General features: G+C 69.7%; 13 protein-coding genes. 8 read left to right on the top strand and 5 right to left on the bottom strand.

From position 1 onward, the window contains the following. Positions 1-118 precede the first annotated feature (118 nt). From R6V09_RS31110 to R6V09_RS31130, 5 genes are all read right to left on the bottom strand, one after another. Entirely contained in the window at positions 119-769 is a 651-nt protein-coding gene (locus R6V09_RS31110; protein ID WP_317884790.1) for an RNA polymerase sigma factor, read from the bottom strand. 198 nt (positions 770-967) lie between these two features. Then, positions 968-2,443: an MFS transporter gene (locus R6V09_RS31115; protein WP_317884791.1), complete on the bottom strand. Its 1,476-nt coding sequence runs from the start codon at positions 2,441-2,443 to the stop codon at positions 968-970. Between the two features lie 138 nt (positions 2,444-2,581). Then, a complete protein-coding gene (locus R6V09_RS31120; protein WP_317884792.1) occupies positions 2,582-2,929 on the bottom strand; it encodes a hypothetical protein in 348 nt (115 codons plus the stop codon). A gap of 187 nt (positions 2,930-3,116) precedes the next feature. Beyond that, a complete protein-coding gene (locus tag R6V09_RS31125) occupies positions 3,117-3,677 on the bottom strand; it encodes a hypothetical protein (protein WP_317884793.1) in 561 nt (186 codons plus the stop codon). A 155-nt stretch (positions 3,678-3,832) separates the two neighbouring features. Beyond that, positions 3,833-5,521, bottom strand: coding sequence for a beta-N-acetylhexosaminidase (locus R6V09_RS31130; RefSeq protein WP_442810186.1), 1,689 nt, complete (start codon positions 5,519-5,521; stop codon positions 3,833-3,835). Positions 5,522-5,675: 154 nt separating this feature from the next. On the opposite strand from R6V09_RS31130, the gene R6V09_RS31135 reads away from it, so the two are divergent. The 8 genes from R6V09_RS31135 to R6V09_RS31170 all read left to right on the top strand — a co-directional run. After that, a complete protein-coding gene (locus R6V09_RS31135) occupies positions 5,676-6,299 on the top strand; it encodes a 2-oxo-4-hydroxy-4-carboxy-5-ureidoimidazoline decarboxylase (protein ID WP_317884794.1) in 624 nt (207 codons plus the stop codon). Positions 6,300-6,481: 182 nt separating this feature from the next. Beyond that, positions 6,482-6,862, top strand: a complete 381-nt coding sequence (gene sdhC / locus R6V09_RS31140; RefSeq protein WP_079660228.1) for a succinate dehydrogenase, cytochrome b556 subunit — start codon at positions 6,482-6,484, stop codon at positions 6,860-6,862. A gap of 5 nt (positions 6,863-6,867) precedes the next feature. Then, the gene (locus R6V09_RS31145; protein WP_317884795.1) at positions 6,868-7,350 is read left to right on the top strand and encodes a succinate dehydrogenase hydrophobic membrane anchor subunit; all 483 of its coding nucleotides are present in this window, start codon (positions 6,868-6,870) and stop codon (positions 7,348-7,350) included. 30 nt (positions 7,351-7,380) lie between these two features. Further along, positions 7,381-9,135 (top strand): succinate dehydrogenase flavoprotein subunit, encoded by a 1,755-nt coding sequence (gene sdhA, locus R6V09_RS31150; RefSeq protein WP_317884796.1) that lies wholly within the window; start codon positions 7,381-7,383, stop codon positions 9,133-9,135. Further along, the gene (locus R6V09_RS31155) at positions 9,135-9,914 is read left to right on the top strand and encodes a succinate dehydrogenase iron-sulfur subunit (protein WP_317884797.1); all 780 of its coding nucleotides are present in this window, start codon (positions 9,135-9,137) and stop codon (positions 9,912-9,914) included. The genes sdhA and R6V09_RS31155 overlap by 1 nt, the downstream gene beginning before the upstream one ends. Before the next feature lie 157 nt (positions 9,915-10,071). Continuing rightward, on the top strand, positions 10,072-10,680 hold the full coding sequence (locus R6V09_RS31160) for a Uma2 family endonuclease (RefSeq protein ID WP_317884798.1): 609 nt from the start codon (positions 10,072-10,074) through the stop codon (positions 10,678-10,680). A 110-nt stretch (positions 10,681-10,790) separates the two neighbouring features. Continuing rightward, complete coding sequence (locus R6V09_RS31165; protein ID WP_317884799.1) at positions 10,791-12,173, top strand: FG-GAP and VCBS repeat-containing protein; 1,383 nt, start codon at positions 10,791-10,793, stop codon at positions 12,171-12,173. A 184-nt stretch (positions 12,174-12,357) separates the two neighbouring features. Further along, a partial coding sequence (locus R6V09_RS31170) for a hypothetical protein (RefSeq protein ID WP_317884800.1) occupies positions 12,358-12,864 on the top strand: 507 nt, incomplete at its 3' end.

Below are 12,864 nucleotides of genomic sequence, written 5' to 3' on the forward strand. Positions count from 1 at the left end.
GCCGGAATCCCTGGCCAGCCGGAACGCGGCCACCGCCCGCCGCTCCGCCTCGTCGTCCACGCCGACATCGCGCAACGCGGCGCCCAGCAGAGCCGGGAAGCCGTCGCCGTTCCGCTGCTCAGTCATGTCCGTGTCCATCCGTCGCCGAACCGTCGTCCGACTCCCCCAGCGTCCTGGTGCCGGCATCCGTCACACCCTCCCCGGCGAGTTCACGGGCCAGCCGCTTCAGCCCCCGGTAGGCCGCCGTGCGTACCGCGCCCGGGCGTTTGCCCAGGACGCGGGCGGCGGCGGGTCCGTCGAGGCCTACGACGACACGGAGCAGGACCGCCTCCGCCTGGTCGCGGGGCAGGCCACGCACCAGGTCGAGGGCGTGTTCGGTGGAGAGGGACTCCAGCGCCTGGTCATGGGTGCTGTGTGGACCGGGGAGTTCGAACACGTCCTGTTCGAGCGTCGCCGACCGGGGCCGCACCCGCTGTCTGCGGAGGTGGTCGAGTGCCCGGTGCCGGGCGATGGTCGCCGTCCAGCCGCGGAAGCCCGCCCCGTCGCCCCGGAAGCGGCCGAGGTCACGGGCGATCTCCAGCCAGGCGTCGGACGCCACGTCCTCGGCCTCGTCGCCGACGAGCCCGCGCAGATACCCGAGCAGTCCTGGCTGCACGATCCGGTACGCGACCGCGAAAGCGCCGTCGTCGCCCTCCTGGGCGCGCGCGACAGCGGCACCCAGTTCCCCGTCGTGCGCGTGCCCGCGGCGGGGCTCGCCTGTCTGGCCCAAGGACTGTCCTCGTCCGTACGGTCCCGGTGACGTACCGATCGACGCACTGATCTCGACGTACCGGGTCACGTACCGAGTTCGCGAAGAATCCGTACCGGGCGCGGCGGTCCCCCGCACCCCCCATCGCCATCAGCGCCGGACCTCACAGAAGTGTCACAGCATCCCCGCCGCGGGGTACTGCCCCTAGATCCCGTCGCCCTACAGCGTTGTGTCCACCGGCTGTTGGGGCGTCTCCGTCGTCACCGCGCCCGGTGACGGCACCCGGTCCGCGTTCACCAGGACGCCCGCGATGAGGGCGGCCAGCAGGATCGAGGCCATCGCCCACCAGGTGGCGACGTTGAAGCCGTGCACCGCGGCCTTCGCCTCCAGCAGCGGCTTGTTCACACCGGGGCCCGCGTGGGCGGTGGCGTAGCGCGCGGTGACCGTGGCGGCGATCGTGTTCAGGAGGGCCGTACCGATCGAACCGCCCACCTGCTGGGCGGTGTTGAAGGTGGCGGAGGCCGCGCCCGCGTCGCGCGGGGCGACGCCTCCGGTGGCCAGGGACACCGACGTCATCATCGCCGTACCCATGCCGAGGCCGAGCATCAGCATGCCGGGCAGGATGTACGTGGCGTACGCGGGCTCCACCCCGACCTGGGCGATCAGCGCGAGCGCGCCCGCCGCGATCAGCAGGCCCGGGACCATCAGGGTGCGCGGCGGGACCCGGTACACCAGCCGGGCCGCGACCTGTGTGGAGCCGGTGATCATGCCGACGGTGATGGGGAGATAGGCGACGCCCGTCCTGACCGGCGAATAGCCGAGGACGCGCTGCATGTAGTAGGTGAGGAAGAGGAACACGCCGAACATGCCGATGGTGACGAACAGGATGGTGAGGAACGCACCGATCCGCTGACGGTCCTTCACCACCGACATCGGCAGCAGCGGAACCCGTGCCCGGGTCTGCCAGAACCCGAACGCGACGAGCAGCACGACACCGGCGGCGAGCAGGCCCAGGACGAGTCCGTCGCCCCAACTCCTCGACTCCGCCTCGGAGAAGCCGTAGACGAGGGTGAGCATGCCGCCCGAGCCGAGGAGCGCGCCGGGGATGTCGAGATGGGCCTCCGGGTGCCGGGAGCTGTCGCTGAGCAGGACCCACGCGCCGGCGAACGCGACCAGCGCGATGGGCACGTTGACGTAGAGGCACCAGCGCCAGTCCAGGTACTGGGTGAGGAAGCCGCCCGCGAGCAGGCCGACTGCCGCGCCCGCGCCGACGATCGCGCCGAACACGCCGAAGGCCTTGCCGCGGTCCTTCGGGTCGGTGAACGTCGTCGTGAGCAGCGACAGCGCGGAGGGGGCCAGGAGGGCGGCGAAGACTCCTTGCAGCGCCCGGGCGCCGAACAGCATGCCCTGGTTGGCGGCGGCACCGCCGAGCGCGGACGCGGCGGCGAAGCCGATCAGCCCGATCATGAAGGTGTTCTTGCGTCCGGCGAGGTCGGCGATCCGGCCGCCGAGCAGCAGCAGTCCGCCGAAGGCGAGGGTGTAGGCGGTGATGACCCACTGCCGGTTCCCGTCCGACATCCCCAGGTCGGTCTGGGCGGACGGCAGTGCGATGTTGACGATGGTCATGTCGAGGACGACCATCAACTGCGCGAGCGCGATGACGACCAGCGCCCACCAACGACGGTTGTCGGCCATGTGCCCTCCCCGGTCCGGCAGTTGCCCTCATCGTCCTCCCGGACCTTTCCCTTGGGAACGCAGGCGTCTCTAATTACGCCGATTTTGCCGAGCCCCGGAACCGCCGGAACCTCCGGACTCCGCTGCCGGCCAACTCCCTCACCGGTGTCCGCCGTTCACCGCGTCCCGGCACAGCAGCCGCAGCGACCCGTGCCCGCCGAAGCACCGCCGCGCCTCGTCGATGGGGTCCCACAGGTGCCCCTCCGGAGTGCGCAGCCAGTGCTCACCGCCGGTCGCCCACCACTCGGCACCGGTCTGCCGCGCGATCACCTCACCGGCGTACGCCCCGAATCCGCGCAACTCGCTCTCCACGGCGGCGTACGGCGCGCCCTCCCGCCGTATCTCCTCGATCATCCGGTCGACGCGCCACAGGCTCCGCGCCGAGTAGTCGAGGCGTACCCGGGCGCCCTCGCGCATCGTCGCCACCGCGTCCGCGGCCCACCGCATGGGCTGCGCTGCGGCCCTGGGCCGGGGCGACCATTCCCTCATCCGCTCTGTCACGACACCAGGAGAAGCACGGGCGGGCGGTCTTCCGGCACCACGATCCGGACATTCCCCCGGACCGGCGCAGGACCACCCCATCCTCACCGCACGACGCTCACAGACTCCGCAGAAAACAGAGTCCTGGCCCCGCTCATCCCCGTCCGCGTGCCCGGCGTGACACCACCGCGCGCAGTACCCGGCGGCCCTCCGTCGACACGGCCAGGGCCTGGCGGAGTCCGCCCGGGGCGGGGCCGGAGAGGAGTTCGAGCACGGTGATCTGGCGGCGCAGTTCGGCGGCGACGAGCGGCGAGACCCCGTCCGTACGGCCCGCCCGCCGGGCGTCGACCGAGGAGCCGTCGTCGGCGGGGTCGAGGAGCTGGTGGATGCGCAGCGAGGCGACGGAGCAGGCGTCGGCCCACTCCCGTACCGAGGGGTCGGCCGGCATGTCCGGGGCGGTGTCGAGCATCCGTCGGGCGAGCGGCGCGGCCCGGTCCTCACCGGGCTCCTCGAAGAGGGCGGGCAGTTCGCCGCGCGCCTTCGCCAGCCGCTCGCCCCACTCCTCGCCCACGGTGCCGTCCGCGAGGCCCGCCCACAACGGCCGCAGGACCTCGTCACCACCGCCCAGCAGCGGCACGCACCGATCCAAACAAGCCAGCCCACTGGCGGCCAGTGCGCGTTCGTCGGCCTGAGCGATCAGTTCCACCAGACTCATCCGAACCTCCCTCGGCGGGGCCCCTCCCCTGCGAAGCCCGCGTTTCCCCTGACTGCGTGCTCCACCCCGGGAGTGTCACACGGGACGACCTCGGGCAGGTCGGGAAACCGGAAGAAGAGGTTTTCAGCCAACGGGGCTCGGATCCGCAGCCCCCCTCAACCCACCTTGTCCGCAAGGGACTTGAACTGGGTCCAGGTCAGCGCCGGGGTCCCCGGGTCCCACAGTTTCTGGACGGTGGCGCGCAGCGGCATGCGGATGCCGGCCGCGACCTGGGCCTGTGTCTGGGAGCCCGCGAGGTCGCACCAGACGGCGAAGGAGCCGCCGAGGATCTGGCTGTCGTACTTCGCGGGGACGGCCTGCGTCCCGCGCAGGACCCGCGGGGTCCACTGCTCGTAGATCCGCCGCCCGGTGGGATAGACGAAGGTCTGCGGCTCGCCGAGGACGTAGTACAGGTACTCGTCGTTGTAGTTGAGGACCTTGCGGCCCGCGCTCAGATACGCGACGGGCTGCCGGGCGCCGATCTCCTTGCCCGTCCAGTACGCCACCTGGAGATCCTTGGCGGCCTGCACGGACGTACCGGCGAGGAAGCCGTCGTTCCACACCCGCATCGTCCGGTCGTGGTTGCGCACCGTGTCGGCGCGGTCGTTGAGCCAGCCCGTGGTGAGGTCGGCGACGGACCCGCCGGAGCCGTAGGCCTTCGTCGCGGCGGCGGCCAACTGCGGGAAGGACGCCTGGGGGTTGGCGACGGTCAGCGCCTGGTACTCGTCGCCGCCGAGGTGCCACTGGTCGCCGGGGAAGAGCCCGGCGTACTCGTCGAGCAGCTCGTCGACGATCGCGGCGGACGCGTCCTTGGAGATGTCGATGGCACCACGCCTGGCGACACCGGACACGTTGCGCAGCTGCAGATCCGGATGCGCGGCGAGCACCGCGCCGAGATGCCCCGGCGAGTCGATCTCGGGCACGACGGTGATGTGCCGAGCGGCGGCGAGGTCGACGATCTGCTTCACCTGCGCCTTGGTCAGATGGTCCTTCGACACGACCTCGGGGTGGGTCGTGGACTCGATCCGGAAGCCCTGGTCGTCGGAGAAGTGCAGCCCCAGCTCGTTGAACTTCAGGTCGCCCAACTCCCGTACCCGGTCCTCGATCCAGGACGCGGTGAACGGCTTGCGCGCGATGTCCAGCATGAACCCGCGCCGCGGCTTGGCCGGCTGGTCGTGCACGACGCCCTCCGGCGCCGTACCGCCGCCGTGCACTTCCTGCTTGAGCGTGCGGGTGCCGTAGAACACCCCCGCGTCCGAGGGCCCGCTGATGGTGACCCGCCCGCCGCGCACGGTCATCGCGTACGACTCCGGGTTCGCGCCCTCGTCGTCGTTGAGCGCCAGCCGTACGTCCCCGGCGCGCACGTCACTCGACTCGCCCGCGTACGTCAGCCCCAACTCGCCGGCGATCAGCCGCCCTTCGTCGACGAGGTCGGCGTCGTCGACGACGACCCGTTCCCCCTTGACGGGGCGCCAGCCGGGGCCGCGCGCGGGGGTGTGCGAGCGCACGGCGGGAATCGTGCGGGGCGTCTGCGACAGCGGATAGACGCGGGTCGGGCTCGGGGTGGGAGTGGGCGTGGGGGTGCGTGAGTTCGCGGCCCGCGAGGAGGTGGAGGTGCCGTCGGAAGGGCTCAGCGCCGCCCCCACGGGGCTTCCGTCGTCCCCGGACGCGGCCCACAGCCCGAGGCCCACGCCGCCCCCGACCACCGCGGTGGCCACGGCGACCGCGATCAACCCCCGCCGCTGCTTCAACGGCTTGAACGGCTTCAACGGCTTCGCCGACGAGCGGCGCCTGTGCTGGCTCACGGCGCCAACCTACGGCCCGGGCGGACCGCGAGTGTCCACCACACGTTCCGAAACTCTCCCGTCCGGGTGAAATTCGGGCATCGAACGGACACGTCATGACCACTCCCGATAACGTGGTGACGCACCTCTCACCGCATCCCCTGCCGCACCGTCCGTGACGCGAGGATCCACACTGCCTTCGCACCGCCTTCCCCACCTTCCCGGCCGACTGGCCATACCGGCGCTGCCCGAGCAGTCCCGCACCTCGCCGTCCCCGAAATCGCTGGAGACGTTCAACACAGCGCCTCCCGAGGACGCCCGGCACACCCTCCTCACCTGCCTCCACAGCCTCCGCTGGTCCCGCCGCCTCACCGACCACCGCCCCTACCCCGACCTGGACGCCCTGCTCGCCGCGTCCGACGAGGCGGCGTACGACCTGACGGCGGGTGACCTGGCGGAGGCACTGGCGGGCGAGTCGCTCCCGGTCCTGCCGGACGACACGTACGAGGCGGCCCACATGGCCCTCGACGCGGCTCACGCTGCCTACGAGGCCCGCTTCGGCCACGTGTTCGTCATCTGCCCGGACGGGATTGCCCCGGACGAGGTCCTGGACCACGTACTGGCAGGAATCCGGTCACGCTTGACGAACGATCCGGAGGAGGAGCGGGTGGTGGTGGCGGAGGAACTCCGGCGCCTGGCAAGAGGGCGCTTGCTGGAGCTACTCAGGGGCGCGGGGAACTGCGCGACCAGCCACAGCGCTCGCGCACCCGGCAAAACAGGCGAACCCCCCACCCATTAGCCGCCCGAAACTAGCCCGTACGTGCCCCTTTGGGTGCCAGTTTGATCACACCAGCAGGCCCGCCGTAAGACCCGCGTCAACGGCTGGATACGATGCTGAGGGCCGGAGGACCGTACCCGGCCGGGCCCGACCGACAGAGAAGCCGGCGCGGCCCTAAATCCCCGCTCCCGGAGGGTTCTTCCGTGCCGGCTGGAACGCTGTACCGCGGCCGGGAAGGAATGTGGTCCTGGGTGGCTCATCGAGTCACCGGCGTCCTCATCTTCTTCTTCCTGTTCGTACACGTGCTGGACACCGCTCTTGTGCGTGTCTCCCCCGAGGACTACGACAAGGTCGTAGCCACCTACAAGACGCCGATCGTGGGCCTGCTGGAGTACGGCCTCGTCGCCGCCATCCTGTTCCACGCCCTCAACGGCCTGCGCGTCATCGCCGTCGACTTCTGGTCGAAGGGCCCGCGCTACCAGAAGCAGATGCTCTGGTCCGTCGTCGGCCTGTGGGTCGTGCTCATGCTCGGGGCGATCTACCCCGTGCTCGGCCACGCCGCTCGTGAACTGTTCGGGAGCTGACACCCATGGCCACCACCGAATCCACCGCTTCCGGCATCGGCCCGGTCGAGGGCGAGTCCCTTTACACCGTAGACAACCCCGCGCCCCTCATCGAGGCCCCCCGCAAGCGCACCAAGAAGACCCCGAAGTCGACCCGGGGCAATTTCGAGATGTACGGCTGGCTCTTCATGCGCCTGTCCGGCGTCGTGCTGGTCGTCCTGGTCCTCGGCCACCTGCTGATCCAGCTCGTGCTCGACGGCGGTGTCTCCAAGATCGGCTTCGCCTTCGTGGCCGGCCGCTGGGCCTCGCCGTTCTGGCAGGTCTGGGACCTGCTGATGCTCTGGCTGGCGATGCTGCACGGCGCCAACGGCCTGCGCACGGTCATCAACGACTACGCGGAGCGCGCGAACACCCGGCTGTGGCTCAAGGGCCTGCTCTACACCGCCACGGTGTTCACCATCCTGCTGGGCACGCTGGTGATCTTCACCTTCGACCCGAACATCCGCTAGGCCATCGGGCTGAGGGACTGAGGAATTCTGATGAAGATCCACAAATACGACACCGTCATCGTCGGCGCCGGCGGCGCCGGTATGCGCGCCGCGATCGAGTCGACGAAGCGCAGCCGCACCGCGGTCCTGACGAAGCTCTACCCCACCCGCTCCCACACGGGCGCCGCGCAGGGCGGTATGGCCGCCGCGCTCGCCAACGTGGAGGAGGACAACTGGGAGTGGCACACCTTCGACACGATCAAGGGCGGCGACTACCTGGTCGACCAGGACGCCGCCGAGATCCTGGCGAAGGAGGCCATCGACTCGGTCCTCGACCTGGAGAAGATGGGCCTGCCGTTCAACCGCACGCCGGACGGCACGATCGACCAGCGCCGTTTCGGCGGTCACAGCCGTAACCACGGCGAGGCCCCGGTCCGCCGCTCCTGCTACGCGGCCGACCGCACCGGCCACATGATCCTCCAGACGCTGTACCAGAACTGCGTGAAGGAGGGCGTGGAGTTCTTCAACGAGTTCTACGTCCTCGACCAGCTGATCGCCGACGTCGACGGCGTGAAGACGTCGGTGGGCGTCGTCGCGTATGAGCTGGCGACCGGCGAGATCCACGTCTTCCAGGCGAAGGCCGTGATCTACGCGTCCGGCGGCACCGGCAAGTTCTTCAAGGTGACCTCCAACGCGCACACCCTGACCGGTGACGGCCAGGCCGCCGTGTACCGGCGCGGGCTGCCGCTGGAGGACATGGAGTTCTTCCAGTTCCACCCGACCGGCATCTGGCGCATGGGCATCCTGCTGACGGAGGGCGCCCGCGGTGAGGGCGGCATCCTCCGCAACAAGGACGGCGAGCGCTTCATGGAGAAGTACGCGCCGGTCATGAAGGACCTCGCGTCCCGTGACGTCGTCTCGCGCTCCATCTACACGGAGATCCGGGAGGGCCGCGGCTGCGGTCCCGAGGGCGACCACGTGTACCTGGACCTGACGCACCTCCCGCCGGAGCAGCTGGACGCCAAGCTGCCCGACATCACGGAGTTCGCGCGCACGTACCTGGGCATCGAGCCGTACACGGACCCGATCCCGATCCAGCCCACCGCGCACTACGCGATGGGCGGCATCCCGACGAACGTCCAGGGTGAGGTCCTCACCGACAACACCACGGTCGTCCCGGGCCTGTACGCGGCCGGCGAGGTCGCCTGCGTCTCCGTCCACGGCGCGAACCGCCTCGGCACGAACTCCCTCCTGGACATCAACGTGTTCGGGCGCCGGGCGGGCATCGCGGCGGCGGAGTACAGCCAGAAGGCGTCGTACGTCGAACTGCCCGAGGACCCGGCGCAGCAGGTCATCGACCAGGTCGAGCACCTGCGCAACTCCACGGGCACCGAGCGCGTGGCGGTCATCCGCCGCGAGCTGCAGGAGTGCATGGACGCGAACGTCATGGTGTTCCGCACCGAGCAGACGATCAAGACGGCGGTCGAGAAGATCGCGGAGCTGCGCGAGCGCTACCGCAACGTCTCGATCCAGGACAAGGGCCGCCGTTTCAACACGGACCTCCTTGAGGCCATCGAGCTGGGCAACCTGCTCGACCTCGCCGAGGTCATGGCGGTCTCCGCGCTCGCCCGCAAGGAGTCCCGCGGCGGTCACTACCGCGAGGACTACCCCAACCGCGACGACGTCAACTTCATGCGCCACACCATGGCGTACCGCGAGGTCGGCGACGACGGCACCGAGTCCATCCGTCTCGACTACAAGCCGGTCGTCCAGACCCGCTACCAGCCGATGGAGCGTAAGTACTGATGGCTACCCCTGTTCTGGACAAGGCGGAAGCGGCCGGCCAGCCCGAGCCCGGCTTCGCCGACTCCCCGTACATCACGGTCACCTTCCGGATCCGCCGCTTCAACTCCGAGGTCTCGGCGGAAGCGGTCTGGGAGGACTTCCAGCTGGAGATCGACCCCAAGGAGCGCGTCCTCGACGGCCTCCACAAGATCAAGTGGGAACTGGACGGCACCCTCACCTTCCGCCGTTCCTGCGCCCACGGCATCTGCGGCTCGGACGCGATGCGGATCAACGGCAAGAACCGTCTCGCCTGCAAGACCCTGATCAAGGACCTCAACCCCGAGAAGCCGATCACGGTCGAGCCGATCAAGGGTCTGACGGTCCTGAAGGACCTGGTCGTCGACATGGACCCGTTCTTCCAGGCGTACAGGGACGTAATGCCGTTCCTGATCACGAAGGACACGAACGAGCCCACGCGCGAGCGCCTGCAGTCGGCCGAGGACCGCGAGCGCTTCGACGACACCACGAAGTGCATCCTCTGCGCGGCCTGCACGTCCTCGTGCCCGGTCTTCTGGAACGACGGCCAGTACTTCGGCCCGGCCGCCATCGTCAACGCCCACCGCTTCATCTTCGACTCGCGCGACGAGGCGGGCGAGCAGCGCCTGGAGATCCTCAACGACCGTGACGGCGTGTGGCGTTGCCGCACGACCTTCAACTGCACGGACGCGTGCCCGCGAGGCATCGAGGTCACGAAGGCGATCCAGGAAGTGAAGCGGGCGCTGATCACGCGACGCTTCTGAGGTTCTTTGCGATACGACCCTGAGGGCCCCGTTTCCGGTTGGGAGCGGGGCCTTCTGCCGTGTGGTAACCCATTTGGGTGAACGTGATCGTCAAGGACATATCGGCGCTGTCCGGCCTACGATGATGCTCTCGACACCGGCCCACAGGAGGCACCTGATGTCCGCAGCAGCTGTTGAGCGTTCCCCCGGGAACCGGCCGCTGACGGCCCTGGTCAACGAGATCATGGAGAGTCGTCCGGGCTACCGCGTCGAGATCATCGGAGACCAGCTCCTCGTGACCCCGTCCCCGGACGCCCCCCACGCTCGCGCCCTGGACCGGTTGAGGGCTCCCTTCGCCGCGGCCGGACTGGCCGGAGGCGACACCGAAGTACTCCAGAACGTGAGCATTTGGCTCCCTGACGGTCCCGAGGACTACGCGACCCCCGATCTGTCCGTGGTCGACGCCGACATCGACACGCACCTCGTCGAGAACAACTGCTACGACCCCGTGGTCTTCCGCCTGGTCCTGGAAGTCACCTCAAGCAACTGGAAGGTGGATCTCCAGACCAAGGTCACCGCCTACGCCAACGCCAACGTCCCGGTGTACGTGATCATCGATCGCAAGCACCAACGCATCCACGTCCTCACCGACCCGGCGAAGGACGAGTACGCGAGCCACCGCATCCACGCCCCCGGCGAACTCGTCACCCTCCCCGACACCCTCGGCGCCAAGGTCACCCTCGACGTCGCCGAGATCCTCAAGGCAGGCCAACCGCAAGCCGATTGAGCGGATCCCCGCACGTCGTACAACCCCCACCCCACTCCACGAGTCTCCTCCGTGCACCCATCCAAGATCACGGCGGACAGGCCGGCCGCGCTGCCCGCAGCAGGAGACACATGTTCAGGACGAAGACCCACCGCCTGGTCCTCGCGACGGCCACGGCCGCCTCGCTGACCGGCGGACTGCTCACCCTCACGGTGGGCCCCGCGAGCGCCGCGACCGCAGCGAAGTACGCCGACGACTTCAACGGCGACGGTTATCGCGACTACGCGGTCGCCGACAGCGGTTCGGTCACCGTGACGTACGGGACCGCCACGGGCCCCGGCACCAAGGTGAAGACGTTCAACCAGAACAGCGCGGGGATACCGGGAACGGCGGGCGATGCCGGAGGGTTCGCCGACTACTTCGGTGAGTCCCTGGCGAACGCCGACTTCAACAGCGACGGATATGCCGACCTCGCCGTCGGCGACGTCAGCGAGAAGGTCAGCGGCAAGGTCGCGGCGGGCGCGGTCACCATCGTGTGGGGCTCGGCGTCCGGCCTCGGCTCCAAGGCCACCCGTGTCCCCGTCACACCCCACACCTACTACGGTTTCGGCAAGGCCCTCGCGACCGGTGACTTCAACGGCGACGGCAAGGCGGACCTGGCGGTCGCCGACGGGGTGAAGACGGTGTACGTCTACCGCGGCGGTTTCTCCAAGTCGGGCACCACGGGCAAGGTGACCAAGCACGTCCCGAGTTCGAGCCTGACCGATGTCTTCGAACCCACCGGGCTCGTCGCCGGAAAGGTCACCAAGGACAAGGCCACGGACCTGTACGTCCTCGGCCAGGGCTACAAGTACCAGACCGACAAGATGACGCAGGCCGCATGGTTCCTGCGCGGCGGCACCACGGTCAAGTCCGGCAAGTTCACGACGTACGACAGCTCGTCACCGGACTACAGCCCCACGGGCGTCGTCGCGGACTTCGACAAGAACGGCTACGGAGACCTGGCCGTCAGCGACACCCCGTACAACAAGGGCGCGGGCTCGGTCGTGGTCATGCGCGGCGGGGCGACCGGCCCCACCACCAACTACCGCCTCAGCCAGTCCACTTCGGGTGTCGTGTCGGCCCCGGCCAAGGGTGACTCCTTCGGCACGGCGCTCTCCGCCGGCGACACCAATCGCGACGGTTACCCGGACCTCGCGGTCAGCGCCTCGGAGGAGAAGGTCGGCTCCGCCAAGGGCGCGGGCGGCGTGCACGTCCTGCGCGGCGGCAAGAGCGGCCTGACCGGCAAGAGTTCGCAGTGGTTCTCCCGCGCGACCGCGGGCGTACCGGGCAGCCCGGCCGAGTCCGCCCTCTTCGGCCTGTACGTCCGCCTGCGCGATCTCGACCGCGACGGCGACGCGGATCTCCTGATCTCGGACAACAACGACCCGAGCGTGCTGCTCCTCGCCGGCCCGACAGGCATCACCACGGCCGACGCCACGGAGCCGGCTCTGCGGGCGGACTTCCCGCAGTAGGACAGCTGCCGCGAGTCGGTTCGCGGCCCGTCCTCGGAGACCCTGGGGCGGCCCGGTCCAGGGTCTTCCCCAGGCCCCTCCCTGGCGACGCCGTACCCGGCGCGCTGCCAACGTTGCGGTTCCAGGCCCTGGTTCGGGGGTCTGGACAGGTCGCGTCGGCTCACTGCCGGGAGGGGCTGGTCTCATGCAGCCGTACGAAGAGGAATACGGAAGGCGTTACCGGGAGGAAGAGGAAGAGGAGTTCGGTGCCGAGGGCCGCCGCGAGGAGCGGGTGGCCGAGTCGCTGGAGAGCCCCTTCGACGAGGAGGAGGAAGTCCAGCTGGCCACCGAGCTGTTGGGGGTCACCTCCGAGGAGGAGCTGGAACAGTTCCTGGGCAACTGGCTGAAGGCCGCGGCGAAGAAGGCCGGGGGCTTCCTTCGGTCCTCGGTCGGCAAGCAGCTCGGCGGCATCCTCAAGAACGTCGCCAAGCAGGCGCTGCCCGCCATCGGGGGCGCCATCGGGACGGCGATCGCCCCCGGCATCGGCACCGCGGTCGGCGCCAAGGCGGGCGACTGGGCGAGCAATCTGTTCGAGGTCGAGGGCGAGGGCATCGACCACGAGGAGTACGAGTTCGAGACCGCCCGGCGCTTCGTCGCCCTGAGCGGTGCCGCCGCGCGGAACGCGGCGGCCGGCTCGCGCCGGGTGGCTCCG

Source organism: Streptomyces sp. W16 (assembly GCF_033194735.1).
Classification (GTDB): Bacteria; Actinomycetota; Actinomycetes; order Streptomycetales; family Streptomycetaceae; genus Streptomyces.

Bases quoted from the DNA above. Each gene is read 5' to 3' on its own strand.
- R6V09_RS31115 (WP_317884791.1), bottom strand. From the start codon at position 2,443: ATGGCCGACAACCGTCGTTGGTGGGCGCTGGTCGTCATCGCGCTCGCG.
- R6V09_RS31120 (WP_317884792.1), bottom strand. From the start codon at position 2,929: ATGCGGTGGGCCGCGGACGCGGTGGCGACGATGCGCGAGGGCGCCCGG.
- R6V09_RS31125 (WP_317884793.1), bottom strand. From the start codon at position 3,677: ATGAGTCTGGTGGAACTGATCGCTCAGGCCGACGAACGCGCACTGGCC.
- R6V09_RS31145 (WP_317884795.1), top strand. From the start codon at position 6,868: ATGGCCACCACCGAATCCACCGCTTCCGGCATCGGCCCGGTCGAGGGC.
- sdhA (WP_317884796.1), top strand. From the start codon at position 7,381: ATGAAGATCCACAAATACGACACCGTCATCGTCGGCGCCGGCGGCGCC.
- R6V09_RS31155 (WP_317884797.1), top strand. From the start codon at position 9,135: ATGGCTACCCCTGTTCTGGACAAGGCGGAAGCGGCCGGCCAGCCCGAG.
- R6V09_RS31160 (WP_317884798.1), top strand. From the start codon at position 10,072: ATGTCCGCAGCAGCTGTTGAGCGTTCCCCCGGGAACCGGCCGCTGACG.
- R6V09_RS31165 (WP_317884799.1), top strand. From the start codon at position 10,791: ATGTTCAGGACGAAGACCCACCGCCTGGTCCTCGCGACGGCCACGGCC.